The following is a 13,538-nucleotide window of genomic DNA, read 5'->3' as shown; positions in this document are numbered from 1 at the left end:
AGGAAAGCGGGATGCCGGGTCAAGCCCGGCATGACGGCAATAAGGGATTATGGTCGCTTACCGTCCCGTCGCCGCGTCCTGCGCCGCGAAGATCTTCGCGCAGCCGATGCGGGCGAGGCGGAGCAGGCGGAGCAGTTCCTCCTCGTCATAGGCCGCGCCTTCGGCCGTCGCCTGCACTTCGGCGAACTTGCCGTCGCCGGTCAGGATCAGGTTGGCGTCGGTTTCCGCATTGCTGTCCTCGGCATAATCGAGGTCGAGCACCGGCGTGCCTTCATAGATGCCGCAGCTGATCGCCGCGACCTTCTGGATGATCGGGTCTTCGGTGAGCGCGCCGCTCGCCAGCAGCTTGTCGACCGCAATGCGCAGCGCGACCCAGCTGCCCGAAATGGCGGCGGTGCGGGTGCCGCCATCGGCCTGGATCACGTCGCAGTCGATCACGATCTGGCGCTCGCCCAGTTTCTTGAGGTCCACGATCGTGCGCAGCGAGCGGCCGATCAGGCGCTGGATTTCCTGGGTGCGGCCGGACTGCTTGCCCTTGGCTGCCTCGCGGCTGCCGCGGGTGTGGGTGGCGCGGGGCAGCATCCCATATTCGGCCGTGACCCAGCCCGATCCCTTGCCGCGCAGGAAGGGCGGCACCTTTTCCTCGATCGATGCGGTGCACAGGACGCGCGTGTCGCCGAAGCTGACGAGGCAGCTGCCTTCGGCATGGATGGTGAAGCCGGGCTCCATGGTGATGTCGCGCATCTGGTCGGGCGCGCGGCCGGAAGGACGCATAAATTTCTTCTCCGAAGCGGTCAGGTGACGGCGCTTAGCGTCCGAAGACGCTTCTTGCCAGTGCCATGCGGGCGATTTGGCGATAAGAGGGGGTATGAGAGTGAAAATCTTGATCGCGGCCGGCCTGTTCGCGCTGGCGGGATGCGCCGTGAAGGAAGAAGGGCTGGAGCCGCCACGGGCGCCGGGCGACGTGATCCGCTTCACGGCGGGACGCTGCTTCGGCGCGTGCCCGGCCTACAGCGTGCAGGTGTCGCCTGACGGGTCGGGCCTGCTGGAGCCGGAGCGGTTCACCTCCGTACCCGGCCCGACGCGCTTCACCGTGACGGCGGCGCAATATCGTCGGCTGATCGCGACGCTGGCGCCGCATCGCCCGGCCGCGGGTGCGACCGAAAGGATCGCCCATGGCAGCAATTGCGAGCGCTTCGCCACCGACATGCCCAGCTATGTCGTGGAATGGAGCAGGCCGGGCCAGGCGTCGACGCGCCTGGAATATCAGTCGGGCTGCATGGATGCGCGCTATGGCAGGCTGCGCGTCGCGATCGCGTCGGTGCCCAAGATACTGGACGTCCAGCATATGCTCAATCCCAAGGCGGTCACGCCTTGAGCGCGCGCTTCCTCTTGCCTAGATAGGAGCCATGTCGGCTATTCCGATCTCCGAACTGAACGATCGTGCCCGCGACGTTTTCCGCCTGGTGGTCGAAAGCTATCTCGGCACCGGTCTGCCCGTGGGATCGCGCACCATCAGCAAGATGGCCTCGCTCAGCCTGTCGCCGGCTTCGATTCGCAATGTCATGCAGGATCTGGAGGAGCTGGGCCTGCTTGCCGCGCCGCACACATCGGCGGGGCGGATGCCAACCGAGACGGGATTGCGCCTGTTCGTCGACGGGATGATGCAGGCCGCCGAACCTTCGGCCGAGGAACGGCGCGCGATCGAGGCGGGGATCGTCGAAAGCGGACCGATCGAGGAGGCGCTGTCCGCCGCCACGGCGACGCTTTCGGGCCTCTCCGCCTGCGCCGGCATCGTCATGGTCCCCAAGCGCGAGCCGGTGCTGCGCCAGTTCGGTTTCGTCCCCCTGAATGCGCGGCAGGCGCTCGCCGTTCTGGTGGGGCAGGACGGGTCGGTCGAAAATCGCGTGCTCGACCTGCCCGACGGCGTCACCCCGGTGATGCTGAACGAGGCGGCCAATTTCATGTCGGCGCGCTTTGGCGGCATGACCCTGCGCGAGGCCGGCGAGGCGTTGGCGCGCGAGATGGAAATGGAGCGCAGCGCGCTCGACCATAGCGCGCGCAACCTGGTCACCCGTGGCCTCGCCATCTGGTCGCACGACGCTGACGACCGGCCGGTGCTGATCGTGCGCGGCCAGTCGCACCTGCTGGATGATGGCGCGGCGGCCGACCTGGAGCGGGCGCGGCAATTGCTGGAGCAGTTGGAGGGCAAGCAGGAAATTTTGGACCTGCTGCGCGGCGCGCTGGCCGGCAGCGCGACCAAAATCTTCATCGGCTCGGAAAACAAGCTCTTTTCCCTGTCGGGTTCTTCGGTCATAGCCGCTCCCTACCGTGGCGCGGACGGCCGGGTCGTCGGCGTGGTCGGCGTGATCGGGCCCACGCGCTTGAACTATGCGCGGGTGATCCCCATGGTGGATTTCACTGCACAGACGCTGTCGAGATTGATGAGATGAGCGAAGACAATCAGAATCTGGAAAATACCGAAGTCGTGGATGCGCTGCCCGAGGACGCGGCGCCTGCCGGAGATGCGGCGGCCGAGCGGATCGCCGCGCTGGAGGCGGAACTCGCCACCGCGAAGCAGGATATTCTCTACGCCCATGCCGACACGCAGAATGTCCGTCGCCGGCTGGAAAAGGAACTGGCCGACGCGCGCGCCTATGCCGCGACCGCCTTTGCCCGCGACATGCTGTCGGTCGCCGACAATCTGAGCCGGGCGCTGGCCGCGATTCCCGCCGACCTGCGCGAGGACGACAAGTTCAAGAGCCTGGTCGTCGGTCTGGAAGCGACCGGCCGCGAGCTGGAAAGCGTGTTCGGGCGCAACGGCATAGCCAGGCTGGAGTCGGTCGGCCAGCCGCTCGACCCCAACAAGCATCAGGCGATGATGGAAGTCCCGTCGGCCGACGCCGAGCCGGGCACCATCCTGGTCGAGATGCAGGCCGGCTACATGATCAAGGACCGCCTGCTGCGGCCGGCGATGGTCAGCGTGGCGAAGAAGCCGGAATAACCTATATTCTCCCTCCCTGCTTGCGGGAGGGGCCGGGTGTGGGCGGCTCGTGGCGAAGCCATGGATCTTGCCCACACCTTTGCGACTAACCTCGCCTTCGGCTCGGCAGTTCTCGCGCCCCGCCCGCCTGCGCGAGGGGGAGTCAGGAGGTTCAGCCTGACGGAGACGATCTTGCGCCACGACCTCAACCTCACCACCGATCGCCGGACCTTCGTCACCCATCTCGAATGTTCGCTGACCGGCGAGCGCTATGAGGCGGATCGGCTGCATGGGCTGTCGGTGGCCGGGAAGCCGCTGCTCGTTCGCTACGACCTCGACGGCGTGCGTGCCACGCTGACCAGGGACGCGCTGGCGCAGCGGCCGATGGACTTGTGGCGCTGGCGTGAATTGCTGCCGGTGCGGCAGACGTCCAACATCGTCAGCCTCGGCGAGAATGCGACGCCGCTCATTCCGCTGCCGCGCACGGCCAGGCGGCTGGGTGGGGCGCATCTGCTTGCCAAGGATGAGGGGCGTTTGCCCACCGCCTCCTTCAAGGCGCGCGGCCTCGTCATGGCGGTGTCGATGGCGAAGGAACTGGGCGTGACCCAGGTCGCCATGCCCACCAACGGCAATGCCGGCGCGGCGCTGGCCGCCTATGCCGCCGTCGCGGGCATGGAGGCGGTGATCTTCTGCCCGGCCGACACGCCCGAAGTGAATGTGCGCGAGATCGCGGCGCAGGGCGCGCGGGTCTATCGCGTCAACGGCTATATCGACGATTGCGGCGCGATCGTGGGGCAGGGCGTCAAGGAGCGCGGCTGGTTCGACTTCTCGACGCTCAAGGAGCCCTATCGGATCGAGGGCAAGAAGACGATGGGCCTCGAACTGGCCGAGCAGCTGGGTTGGGACCTCCCCGATGCGATCTTCTATCCGACCGGCGGCGGCACCGGCCTCATCGGCATGTGGAAGGCGTTCGACGAACTGGAGAAGATCGGTCTCATCGGCTCCAAAAGGCCCAGGATGTTCGCGGTGCAGGCCGAAGGCTGCGCGCCGATGGTCCGCGCGTTCGAGCAGGGCGTGGAATTTGCCGAGCGCTGGGAGAATGCCCAGACCATCGCGATGGGCATCCGTGTGCCCAAGGCGGTCGGCGATTTCCTGATCCTGCGCGCAGTGCGCGAGAGCGGGGGCGCGGCGCTGGCCGTGTCGGACGCGGCGATCGCGGCGGCAGTGCGCGATGTGGCGCGCGACGATGGCCTGCTGCTTTGCCCGGAGGGCGGGGCAACGCTCGCCGCCTATCAAAGGGCGCTGGACGAGGGGCTGATCGGCCGCGACGAGCAGGCAGTGCTGTTCAACTGCGCCAGCGGCCTCAAATATCCTCTGGAGGACCAGAGCCGGACCCTGGACCGCCACGCGCCGATCGACTTCACGAAACTCTAAGACATTTTGATACATTTAAGATGTATCGTAAGCCTTGACGGTCTCGATCGATAAGATATATCGCAAAGCATCATGACATATATGAAAGAGCAAATGATGCGATTCTCCCATAACCTCCACGGTCGCCATGGCGGTCATCATGGACATCGAGGTCCGCTGCACGATCACGGCCGCTTTGCTTCCCCCGACGGCTTCGGCCGCGGCCGGGGTGGTCCGTTCGGCGGCGATCCTTTCGGCGAGGACGGGCTGCGGGGTGGCGGTCGGGGTGGGCGCGGTGGCCGCCGCCGGCTGTTCGACAATGACGCGCTGCGCCTTATCCTGCTGAAGCTGATCGCCGACGCGCCGCGCCACGGCTATGAACTGATCCGCGCGATCGAGGCGCTGTCGGGCGAAGCCTATGCGCCCAGTCCCGGCGTCGTCTACCCGACCTTGACGCTACTGGCGGAAATGGACCTGATCGTCGAGCAGCCGGGCGAAGGCAGCCGCAAGCGCTTCGCCATCACCGATGCAGGCTACGCGCAGATCGCGGAGCGCAAGGATGCGCTGGACATGGCGCTGGAGCGGTTGGCGTCGCTGGCCCGCAAGGCCGAACGGGTCGATGGCGGCCCGGTGCGCCGCGCGATGCACAATCTGCGCTTCGCCATTCAGCAGCGGCTTGAAAAGGAAGGGGCGGATAACCAGACCATGTTCGACGTCGCGTCCCTGATCGACGAGGCGGCCAGCAAGATCGAAAGGCTATAAGCGATGACCCTGACTGCGACCGTCCCGACCACCAGCGCCAGCCGCTATCTCCAGCAACTCTGCAAGCATTGGAGCCACAAGTTCGAGGTGAATTTCGACGCCAGCCAGGGCGAGATCGCCTTTCCGATGGGACCGATCCGCATGGCGGCGACCCCCGACGCGCTGGTGGTGACGCTCGAACCGACGCCGGACGCCGACGTCGAACGGTTCAAGCAGGTGGTTGCCGACCATCTCGATCGCTTCGCCTTCCGCGAGGCGCCGCTGCCTTTCGACTGGAAATAACCGGGCGACGGCCATGAGAAAAAGAGGGGCGGGCTGATCCGCCCCTTTTCATTTGCCGGGGATTCGCCGCGCGCTGGCCAGATGATGGGCGTGGGTGATGGCGACGGCCAAGGCGTCGGCCGCATCCGGCCCGGCGATCTTCGCCCCCGGCAGCAGGCGCGACACCATGGCATGGACCTGCTCCTTCGACGCATTGCCGACGCCGACGACCGATTTCTTGACGAGGCGGGCCGCATATTCGCCCACCTCCATGCCCGATCGCGACGCGGCGAGCAGCACGACGCCGCGCGCCTGACCCAGTTTCAGCGTGGATTGCGGGTTCACATTGACGAACACCTCCTCCACCGCCGCGCCATCGGGCCGATGTTCGAGGATGAGGTCGGTCAGCGCCAGGTCGAGGGCGAGCAGCCGCGTCGCCAGCGACATGGCGCTGTCGGTCTTGATCTGGCCGTTGCCGACATGGGTCAGCCGGTTGCCGTCGGCGGCGATGACGCCCCAGCCGGTGGTGCCGAGGCCCGGGTCGAGACCGAGGAGGATCAAATCGCCCTCCCGCGCGCGGCAGGGCTTGGGGAAGGGGATATGCATGGGGCCCGAGGTGGAACAGGCCCTCCCCCGGCCCCTCCCGCAAGCGGGAGGGGAGGATGGATCAACCCAGCTTCTCCATCACCTCGTCGGAGACTTCGTAATTGCCCCAGACGGTCTGGACGTCGTCATCATCTTCCAGCACGTCGACCAGCTTGAGCAGGGTCGCAGCATTGGCTTCGTCGACTTCGACGGTGGTCTGCGGCTTCCAGGCGAGCTTCGCCCCGTCGGCCGCGCCCAGCTTGGCTTCCAGCGCCTTGGCGACTTCATGGAGGGCGTCCATCGCCGTCCAGATTTCATGCTCGTCTTCGTTCGAGGACACGTCGTCCGCGCCCGCTTCCAGCGCCGCTTCGAACACCGCATCGGCGTCGCCCGCGCTAGCGGGATAGGTAATGAGGCCAAGCCGGTCGAAGCCATGGCTCACCGCGCCGGACGCGCCCAAATTGCCGCCATTCTTGGAGAAGGCGGTGCGGATATTGGTCGCCGTGCGATTGCGATTGTCGGTCAGCGCCTCGACGATGATCGCGACGCCGCCGGGACCATAGCCCTCGTAGCGGATTTCCTCGTAATTTTCGGTATCGCCGCCGATCGCCTTGTCGATCGCCCGCTGGATATTGTCCTTGGGCATGGACTGGGCCTTGGCGGCGTTGATTGCCAGGCGCAGGCGCGGGTTCATGTCCGGGTCGGGCATCCCCATCTTGGCGGCGACGGTGATTTCGCGGCTGAGCTTGGAGAACATCGACGAGCGCTTCTTGTCCTGCGCGCCCTTGCGATGCATGATGTTCTTGAATTTGGAATGGCCGGCCACGGCCTGTCTCCTGACATTTTTCTGTGAAACCGAAGCGCGCTCTCTAGCGAGCGCGCCCCGATCCCGCAATCTTCTTAGAAGAGGATCGCCGTGCCGGAAGCCGACACCATCAGCATGGAGCCGTTGGCGCCGATCACTTCATAGTCGAGATCGACACCGACCACGGCATTGGCCCCCTTCGCCGCCGCGCGGCCGCGCATCTCGTCGATCGCTTGCTCGCGGGCGCTCTGAAGCACATCTTCATAGGCGCCCGACCGGCCGCCGACGATATCGCGGACGCTGGCGAACAGGTCGCGGAACAGGTTGGCGCCCACGATCACCTCGCCGGTGACGATGCCGAGATACTCCTTCGCGGGCTTTCCCTCCAGGCGGCTGGTGGTGCTGACGATGATCTCGGGCATGGGCGCTTCTCCTTTTAGATCGGTTTATTCCATCCCCAGCGCGGCGAGATAGGTCTGGAGAATGGCTTCCATTTCCTGCCGGTCATGCGGCTGCATCTTCCGCAGGCGCACGATCTGTCGCATGATCTTGCCGTCATAGCCGTTGGCCTTGGCTTCCAGATAGACGTCCTTGATGTCGTCGCCAATGCCCTTCTTTTCTTCTTCCAGGCGCTCGATGCGCTCGATGAAGAGGCGTAGCTGGTCGGCGGCGACATTGGGTTCGCTCATGGGAATCTCCGTGCAAGTTTGAAAATGGGAATCAGGCTGGCGGACGCCTCTAATGATTGTCGGCGTTCTTCGCCACACTCTCCTGCATCTTTGCGATCTGCTGCGGCGTCGCCTCGCCCTGATGCCGGGCTTTCCATTCGGCAAAGGGCATTCCGTGGATGATCTCGCGCGCCTGGTCCTTCGTCAATTGGCCGTCGGCCTCTGCGATCCAGTCGGCCAGGCAATTGCGGCAAAAGCCCGCGCTCCCCATCAGGTCGATATTCTGGACGTCGGTCCGGTGCTGCAAATGCGCAACCAGACGGCGGAAGGCGGTTGCAGCAACCGCATCTGTGAGTATGGTGTCGGCCATCGGCGATCCTTTCGCTGATCTACATCATCCTGTCGTGCAGCACGGATAACCCATAACGACGCCCTGGCAAGGTTCAGGAGCGATCATGACGGTCAGGAGAAGACATGACGAAGTTACCGCCCCGCTCGCGCAAGGTCCGCATCCTTGCGACCCTTGGCCCTGCGAGCGATACGCCCGAGATGATCCGGGCGCTGTTCGTCGCCGGGGCCGACGCCTTCCGCATCAACATGAGCCATGGCGCGCATGAAGATCATGCCGCGCGCATCGCGTCCATCCGCGCGCTGGAAAAGGAGTTCAACCGGCCGACGACCATATTGGGCGACCTGCAAGGCCCCAAGCTGCGTGTCGGTACGTTCGAGAAGGGGCTGGCCATATTGGAGACCGGCGCGCCCTTCATTCTCGACCGGGACGAAACCCCCGGCGACGCGCGCCGCGTCAACCTGCCCCATCCCGAAATCTACGCGGCGCTGGTGCCCGAAACCCGGCTGCTGCTGGATGACGGCAAGCTGGTGCTGCGCGTGAAGGCAGTGAGCGAGGACCGGATCGAGACCATGGTCGAGGTCGGCGGGACATTGTCCAACCGCAAGGGCGTGAACGTGCCCGACGTGGTGGTGCCGGTGCCGGCGCTGACCGACAAGGACCGGCGTGACCTCAGTTTCGCGATCGAGCAGGGTTGCGACTGGATCGCCCTGAGCTTCGTGCAGCGGCCCGAGGATCTGGCCGAAGCGCGCAAGCTGATGGGCGGCTATGGGTCGCTGATGGCCAAGATCGAGAAGCCGTCGGCGGTGCAGCGGCTGGAGGAGATCGTCGAACTGGCCGATGGCGTGATGGTCGCGCGCGGCGACCTGGGCGTCGAGCTGCCGCCGCAGGCCGTGCCCCCGCTGCAGAAGCAGATCGTCGCCACCGCGCGGCGTATGGGCCGCCCCGTTGTGGTCGCGACGCAGATGCTCGAATCGATGATCAAGTCGCCTTCGCCGACTCGCGCCGAAGTGTCGGACGTGGCGACGGCGGTCTATGACGGCGCCGACGCGATCATGCTGTCGGCCGAAACGGCCGCCGGCGACTGGCCGGTCGAGGCGGTCGCCATGATGGACAGCATCGCCCACAGCGTCGAGCGCGATCCGGGCTATTTCGGCCGGCTCCACTATACCGAGACGCGCCCTGACCCGACCACCGCCGACGCGCTGGCCGAGGGTGCTGGCGGCATTGTCGAGGTGGTGGGCGCCAGCTGCATCACCTGCTTCACCTCGTCGGGCAGCACGGTGCGTCGGGTGGCGCGCGAGCGGCCCTCCGCGCCGATCCTGGCCCTGACGCCGCGCACCGATACCGCGCGCAAGCTGGGCCTTACGTGGGGCGTCCATGCGGTCCGCACCAAGGATATCGGGACGTTCGAGGAGATGATCGGCAAGGCCCGCCGCATGGCGCTGCGCCACGGGATGGTCGAGAAGGGCGGCAAGATCGTCGTGCTGGCGGGCGTGCCCTTTGGTACGCCGGGATCGACCAACGTGCTCCATGTCGCGTCGATTCGCGGCGACGAACTCAAGGGACGCGACGAGGGCTGAGGTCCGGCCCTCATTGCGAGCGGCGCGAAGCAATCCACTGCCATTCCCCTGGATTGCTTCGCTGCGCTCGCTAGGGCGGGGATAGTTGATTCGGCGCCATCCTGGCGCCAACGCGGAAAGGCGCCCGATCATCGACCGGGCGCCTGCCACATATTCATCAGGAACGACCGCCTCCCGAAGGAGGCGTCGTCCGTCGCTTAGCCCTGGCGGGCCTTGAAGCGGCGGTTGGTCTTGTTGATGACGTAGGTGCGGCCGCGACGACGGATCACGCGGTTGTCCCGGTGGCGGCCCTTGAGCGACTTGAGCGAGTTGCGGATCTTCATGGCAATCGGCCTTTGATGAATCTGGTTTGATCGGAAAATCGAAGCGCAGCCCCTATGGGCGCGGCGGTCCAAAGTCAAGGGCGGCGAGCCGGTTTTTGCCCCTATATGCTCCGCCGTTCATCCTCCATGCAGCAAGTCGATGGCTTCACGCGTTGGAGGGGATTATGTCCTCCGCGCCGTGTATTGCGCAAATGCCCGTTGGAGTGAACCCATGTCGAAGCGCCTCTTCCTTGCCGTCAGCCTTGTCTCGCCCCTTGCCGCCTGCGCGACGGCCGTGCCGCCGGTGGAGGTAACGCGCTTTCATGTCGGCGATCCGGCCCGCTCGGGGACGATCGCGGTCGAGGAAATGCCCGGCAATCCTGATGTCAGCCTGGAATTCCGCACCTATGCCATGGCGGTACAGCAGGAATGGCAGCGTATCGGCTTCACGGCCGCGCCGGCCGGGGCCAGCAGCGACTATGTCGCTCTGGTGAGCTTCCGCCGCAGCTTCCGCCCGACCGGCGTCGATCGCAGCGGCAAGCCGGTCAGCGTCGGCGTAGGCGGCGGCATCGGCAGCGGCGGCTTTTCCGGGCTGGGCGTGGGCGTCGGCATCAACCTGTCCGGCAAGCCCAAGGATATCGTGACGACCGAATTGCAGGTGCAGCTGCGCCGCCGGTCCGATTCGGCCACCATCTGGGAAGGGCGTGCCTCCACTGCCGCGCGGCAGGGCACGCCGGCCGCCCAGCCGGGCCTCGCCGCGCAAAAGCTCGCCGCCGCGCTGATCGGGGGCTATCCGGGTGAATCGGGGCGCACTATAACCGTCAAATGACCATCAGCATTTCCAGCGGCTTCGACAGCGGCAATATTCGCGTTCTTTCCATCACCGATAGCCCGGCCGGCGTCCGTGCCGAGCTGGAGATCGTGACCGATCACCAGAGCGACTTCTATCAGTGGTTCCACTTCCGCCTGGCCAATGCGGCGGGGCGCGAGGTGGAGTTGGCAATCGTCAACGGCGCGGGGTCGGCCTATCCCGACGGCTGGCCCGGTTACAGCGCGCGGGTGAGCGAGGATCGCGAAAACTGGTATCTCGCCGATACCGGCTATGCCGACGGGACGCTGACCATCCGTCTGACGCCGGACAGCAACGCCGTATGGATCGCCTATTTTGCTCCCTATTCGATGGAGCGGCACCACGACCTTATCGCCTGGGCGGCAACCCAGCCGGGCGTCGTCCATCGCGAACTGGGGCTGACGCTCGACGGCCAGCCGCTCGACCTGCTGACGCTGGGCGACGGGCCGAAGCAGCTGTGGCTCTATGCCCGCCAGCATCCGGGCGAATCGATGGCGCAATGGTGGATGGAAGGCGCGCTGGAGCGGCTGTGCGACGAGGAAGACGCGGTCGCCCGCCTGCTCCGGCACAAGGCGACGATCCACCTCGTCCCCAACATGAACCCGGATGGCAGCCGTCGGGGCCATCTGCGCACCAATGCGGCGGGCGTGAACCTGAACCGCGAATGGCATGAGCCGTCGATGGAGCGCAGCCCGGAAGTGCTGCTGGTCCGCAATGCGATGGACGAGACGGGCGTCCATTTCGCGATGGACGTGCATGGCGACGAGGCGATTGCCGCCGTCTTCATTGCAGGCTTCGAAGGCATCCCGTCGATTAGCGCGAAGCAGACGGCGCTCTATCACCGCTATCGCGACACGCTGGCGGCCCGCACCCCCGATTTCCAGACACGGCTCGGCTATCCGGTCGCGGCGGCGGGCAAGGCCAATCTGTCCATGTCGACCAACCAGGTCGCCGAGCGTTTCGGCGCGGTGGCGATGACGCTGGAAATGCCGTTCAAGGATAATGACGACCTGCCCGACGCCGATCATGGCTGGTCGCCCGCGCGGTCGATCCAGTTGGCGAAGGATTGCCTGGCCGTGCTGGCGGAAATGATCGACGAGCTTTGAATCTTCTCTCCCGACGAGAGAGGAGATGAGGGTTCAGCCGAACAATTCGGCCAGGAAATCCGCCATCGCCCTGAAGCTGCGCCGGTCCGCGTCGGCGCTGTAGGCCAGGCCCTTGTCCGGCATGTTCACGCTTTCGTCGGTGAAGGCGTGGCCGGTTCCGCCATAGGCATGGATCTGCCAGTCGCAGCCGGCCTGCGTCAGTTCCTGGGCCAGCGCCACGGTGGCGTCCGGCGGGGCGATCGGATCGTCCCAGCCGTGACAGATGAGCAGCTTCGCGGTGATCTCGGCATTGGGGAAGGGAGGTGCCTGGTAGACGCCGTGGAAGCTGACGCCGCCAGCAATGTCGGCGCCGCTGCGGGCGAGGTCCAGGACGCACAGGCCGCCGAAGCAGAAGCCGATCGCGGCCGTGCGCGCCGGATCGACCCCGTCCAGCCCCTTGAGCAGCGCATGGGCCGCGTTCAGTCGGTCGCGCAGCAGCGCGCGATCGTCCTTCAGCGCGTTCATGTAGCGGGCCGGATCGGCATCGGCGCGGGTGGCGCGCTTGCCCTGTCCGAATAGATCGACAACGAACACGACATATCCGAGCGCCGCGACCTTTTCCGCCCGGATAAAATCCGCCTCCTTGGCGCCCAGCACGTTGGGAAAGAGCAGGATGCCGGGTCGGCGCGCGGCATCGGGCGAATCGGAAACCGCCATATGTTCAAAGGGTTGACCGGCGATATCCTGGAGGATGATGGTACGGATGATGCTCATGACTGTCCAACTCGCTGTCTAGATGCTGCCGAAACCTGGCGCTTCGCCGCGCGCCGCGGCATTGAGGCGGCGGGGGCGCCTCCAGCCGATTCGGGGGCGCTTGCGCAGGCGCAGCGTGGGCCAGTCGCCACGGTCGCTGCGTTCGGCGAGGCGCATACCTTCCGCGCGATAGGCGGCGAGCACGGCGTCGGCCTGTTCCTTCAATAGCCCTGCGAGGATGATCGTCCCGCCATCCTCGACCAGCGCGCACAGGGCCGGCGCCAGTTCGATCAATGGCCCGGCGAGGATATTGGCGATCAGCAGGTCGTAGGGCGCTCGGCCGAACAGCGCCGGATGGTCCGCGCCGGCGGCGGTGACGAGGGCAAGCTGACCGGCCCCGTGGCCCAGCGCCACCCCATTGGCGCGGGCATTGTCGGCGCTGATCTCCACTGCGACCGGATCGATGTCGGACGCGATAGCATGGGCATGGGGCCAAAGATGCAGCGCGGCGAAGGCCAGCAGCCCGGTGCCCGTACCGATGTCGGCAACGTTGCGCGCGCGCATCCCCACATGGCGCATCCGGTCGAGCATCATCAGGCAGCCGGCGGTGGTTTCATGCTGGCCGGTGCCGAAGGCGCGGCTCGCTTCGATCAGCAGGTTTGCATGGCCGGGGCGTTCCGGGTCGCTTGCAAGGTTGCGGACATGGAAACGTCCGGCAGTTACGGGCTCCAGACCCTGCTGGCTCAGCGTCACCCAATCCTCGTCGGGCAAAGGCTCGACCATCGGCTTCACCCCGGCGGCGCTTGGCACCAGCGTCCGCAGCAGCTTGATCGCGGCGGGGCCGGGCTTGCCCTCGAAATAGGCGTCGAGCTGCCACTTGTCCTCGTCGTCCGGCTCCGCCTCGCTGGTCATCAGGACCGGAGGGCGATCCATCAGGGCGAAGGCGGCGATATCGCCGTCCAGCGCCTCGGCTTCGGCGCGGGTGCAGGGCAGGGTGACTTTCCAGCTTTGCGCCGGTCTTGCGACATCGTTCATCCCGCCGCCTTTAGACCAGCGACGGGAGGAGGGGAAGCATCCGGGCGTCGCCGCTCAGGTCTGTCCTTCGTTTCGAGCGGGGACGACGCTTCAGGCCGCCTGTG

General features: G+C 66.1%; 18 protein-coding genes. 9 read left to right on the top strand and 9 right to left on the bottom strand.

Annotation, left to right across the window (positions count from 1 at the left end; all coding sequences use genetic code 11):
* Positions 1–57: 57 nt before the first annotated feature.
* Complete coding sequence (gene rph, locus A7Q26_RS12825) at positions 58–774, bottom strand: ribonuclease PH (protein ID WP_066860070.1); 717 nt, start codon at positions 772–774, stop codon at positions 58–60.
* A 94-nt stretch (positions 775–868) separates the two neighbouring features.
* Here rph and A7Q26_RS12820 point away from each other — a divergent pair, with 94 nt between their 5' ends.
* The 6 genes from A7Q26_RS12820 to A7Q26_RS12795 all read left to right on the top strand — a co-directional run bounded on the left by A7Q26_RS12820 (position 869) and on the right by A7Q26_RS12795 (position 5,440).
* A complete protein-coding gene (locus A7Q26_RS12820; RefSeq protein WP_066860067.1) occupies positions 869–1,378 on the top strand; it encodes a DUF6438 domain-containing protein in 510 nt (169 codons plus the stop codon).
* Positions 1,379–1,409: 31 nt separating this feature from the next.
* Positions 1,410–2,453 (top strand): heat-inducible transcriptional repressor HrcA, encoded by a 1,044-nt coding sequence (gene hrcA, locus A7Q26_RS12815; RefSeq protein WP_066860064.1) that lies wholly within the window; start codon positions 1,410–1,412, stop codon positions 2,451–2,453.
* Positions 2,450–3,004 carry a nucleotide exchange factor GrpE gene (gene grpE, locus A7Q26_RS12810; RefSeq protein WP_066860060.1) on the top strand — a complete coding sequence of 185 codons (555 nt, stop codon included), beginning with the start codon at positions 2,450–2,452 and terminating at the stop codon, positions 3,002–3,004. Before hrcA ends, grpE begins: the two co-directional genes overlap by 4 nt.
* A gap of 171 nt (positions 3,005–3,175) precedes the next feature.
* Positions 3,176–4,417: a threonine synthase gene (locus tag A7Q26_RS12805; protein WP_066860057.1), complete on the top strand. Its 1,242-nt coding sequence runs from the start codon at positions 3,176–3,178 to the stop codon at positions 4,415–4,417.
* A gap of 93 nt (positions 4,418–4,510) precedes the next feature.
* Positions 4,511–5,158, top strand: coding sequence for a PadR family transcriptional regulator (locus A7Q26_RS12800; protein ID WP_066860530.1), 648 nt, complete (start codon positions 4,511–4,513; stop codon positions 5,156–5,158).
* 3 nt (positions 5,159–5,161) lie between these two features.
* Positions 5,162–5,440 carry a DUF2218 domain-containing protein gene (locus tag A7Q26_RS12795; protein ID WP_066860054.1) on the top strand — a complete coding sequence of 93 codons (279 nt, stop codon included), beginning with the start codon at positions 5,162–5,164 and terminating at the stop codon, positions 5,438–5,440.
* Between the two features lie 48 nt (positions 5,441–5,488).
* Here A7Q26_RS12795 and ruvC read toward each other — a convergent pair whose 3' ends face one another.
* The 5 genes from ruvC to A7Q26_RS12770 form a co-directional block, all read right to left on the bottom strand.
* Positions 5,489–5,980, bottom strand: a complete 492-nt coding sequence (gene ruvC, locus A7Q26_RS12790; protein WP_066860527.1) for a crossover junction endodeoxyribonuclease RuvC — start codon at positions 5,978–5,980, stop codon at positions 5,489–5,491.
* A gap of 106 nt (positions 5,981–6,086) precedes the next feature.
* Positions 6,087–6,830, bottom strand: a complete 744-nt coding sequence (locus tag A7Q26_RS12785) for a YebC/PmpR family DNA-binding transcriptional regulator (RefSeq protein WP_066860051.1) — start codon at positions 6,828–6,830, stop codon at positions 6,087–6,089.
* Positions 6,831–6,904: 74 nt separating this feature from the next.
* A complete protein-coding gene (locus A7Q26_RS12780) occupies positions 6,905–7,231 on the bottom strand; it encodes a heavy metal-binding domain-containing protein (protein WP_198162934.1) in 327 nt (108 codons plus the stop codon).
* Positions 7,232–7,255: 24 nt separating this feature from the next.
* Positions 7,256–7,498, bottom strand: a complete 243-nt coding sequence (locus tag A7Q26_RS12775; protein ID WP_066860048.1) for a DUF2312 domain-containing protein — start codon at positions 7,496–7,498, stop codon at positions 7,256–7,258.
* A 49-nt stretch (positions 7,499–7,547) separates the two neighbouring features.
* Complete coding sequence (locus tag A7Q26_RS12770) at positions 7,548–7,847, bottom strand: DUF1244 domain-containing protein (RefSeq protein WP_066860045.1); 300 nt, start codon at positions 7,845–7,847, stop codon at positions 7,548–7,550.
* A 104-nt stretch (positions 7,848–7,951) separates the two neighbouring features.
* Between A7Q26_RS12770 and pyk the strand changes: the two genes are divergently transcribed.
* Positions 7,952–9,409, top strand: a complete 1,458-nt coding sequence (gene pyk, locus A7Q26_RS12765) for a pyruvate kinase (RefSeq protein WP_084439109.1) — start codon at positions 7,952–7,954, stop codon at positions 9,407–9,409.
* A gap of 197 nt (positions 9,410–9,606) precedes the next feature.
* Here the strand turns inward: pyk and ykgO are convergent, their stop codons facing one another.
* Entirely contained in the window at positions 9,607–9,732 is a 126-nt protein-coding gene (gene ykgO, locus A7Q26_RS12760) for a type B 50S ribosomal protein L36 (RefSeq protein ID WP_004210176.1), read from the bottom strand.
* 211 nt (positions 9,733–9,943) lie between these two features.
* Between ykgO and A7Q26_RS12755 the strand changes: the two genes are divergently transcribed.
* A complete protein-coding gene (locus tag A7Q26_RS12755; protein WP_066860042.1) occupies positions 9,944–10,540 on the top strand; it encodes a hypothetical protein in 597 nt (198 codons plus the stop codon).
* On the top strand, positions 10,537–11,667 hold the full coding sequence (locus A7Q26_RS12750) for a M14 family metallopeptidase (protein ID WP_066860039.1): 1,131 nt from the start codon (positions 10,537–10,539) through the stop codon (positions 11,665–11,667). The genes A7Q26_RS12755 and A7Q26_RS12750 overlap by 4 nt, the downstream gene beginning before the upstream one ends.
* A gap of 33 nt (positions 11,668–11,700) precedes the next feature.
* Here A7Q26_RS12750 and A7Q26_RS12745 read toward each other — a convergent pair whose 3' ends face one another.
* On the bottom strand, positions 11,701–12,420 hold the full coding sequence (locus A7Q26_RS12745; protein WP_066860036.1) for a dienelactone hydrolase family protein: 720 nt from the start codon (positions 12,418–12,420) through the stop codon (positions 11,701–11,703).
* Between the two features lie 18 nt (positions 12,421–12,438).
* Positions 12,439–13,434: a 50S ribosomal protein L11 methyltransferase gene (locus A7Q26_RS12740; RefSeq protein ID WP_066860033.1), complete on the bottom strand. Its 996-nt coding sequence runs from the start codon at positions 13,432–13,434 to the stop codon at positions 12,439–12,441.
* Between the last annotated feature and the right edge of the window lie 104 nt (positions 13,435–13,538).

This window comes from Sphingobium sp. TCM1, assembly GCF_001650725.1.
Lineage (GTDB): Bacteria > Pseudomonadota > Alphaproteobacteria > Sphingomonadales > Sphingomonadaceae > Sphingobium.
This window is presented reverse-complemented; position numbering and strand designations above follow the sequence as displayed.

Coding starts and splice junctions, on each gene's coding strand:
- rph (WP_066860070.1), bottom strand. CDS start 774: ATGCGTCCTTCCGGCCGCGCGCCCGACCAGATGCGCGACATCACCATG.
- A7Q26_RS12820 (WP_066860067.1), top strand. CDS start 869: ATGAGAGTGAAAATCTTGATCGCGGCCGGCCTGTTCGCGCTGGCGGGA.
- hrcA (WP_066860064.1), top strand. CDS start 1,410: ATGTCGGCTATTCCGATCTCCGAACTGAACGATCGTGCCCGCGACGTT.
- grpE (WP_066860060.1), top strand. CDS start 2,450: ATGAGCGAAGACAATCAGAATCTGGAAAATACCGAAGTCGTGGATGCG.
- A7Q26_RS12800 (WP_066860530.1), top strand. CDS start 4,511: ATGATGCGATTCTCCCATAACCTCCACGGTCGCCATGGCGGTCATCAT.
- A7Q26_RS12795 (WP_066860054.1), top strand. CDS start 5,162: ATGACCCTGACTGCGACCGTCCCGACCACCAGCGCCAGCCGCTATCTC.
- A7Q26_RS12780 (WP_198162934.1), bottom strand. CDS start 7,231: ATGCCCGAGATCATCGTCAGCACCACCAGCCGCCTGGAGGGAAAGCCC.
- A7Q26_RS12775 (WP_066860048.1), bottom strand. CDS start 7,498: ATGAGCGAACCCAATGTCGCCGCCGACCAGCTACGCCTCTTCATCGAG.
- A7Q26_RS12770 (WP_066860045.1), bottom strand. CDS start 7,847: ATGGCCGACACCATACTCACAGATGCGGTTGCTGCAACCGCCTTCCGC.
- pyk (WP_084439109.1), top strand. CDS start 7,952: ATGACGAAGTTACCGCCCCGCTCGCGCAAGGTCCGCATCCTTGCGACC.
- ykgO (WP_004210176.1), bottom strand. CDS start 9,732: ATGAAGATCCGCAACTCGCTCAAGTCGCTCAAGGGCCGCCACCGGGAC.
- A7Q26_RS12755 (WP_066860042.1), top strand. CDS start 9,944: ATGTCGAAGCGCCTCTTCCTTGCCGTCAGCCTTGTCTCGCCCCTTGCC.
- A7Q26_RS12750 (WP_066860039.1), top strand. CDS start 10,537: ATGACCATCAGCATTTCCAGCGGCTTCGACAGCGGCAATATTCGCGTT.
- A7Q26_RS12745 (WP_066860036.1), bottom strand. CDS start 12,420: ATGAGCATCATCCGTACCATCATCCTCCAGGATATCGCCGGTCAACCC.
- A7Q26_RS12740 (WP_066860033.1), bottom strand. CDS start 13,434: ATGAACGATGTCGCAAGACCGGCGCAAAGCTGGAAAGTCACCCTGCCC.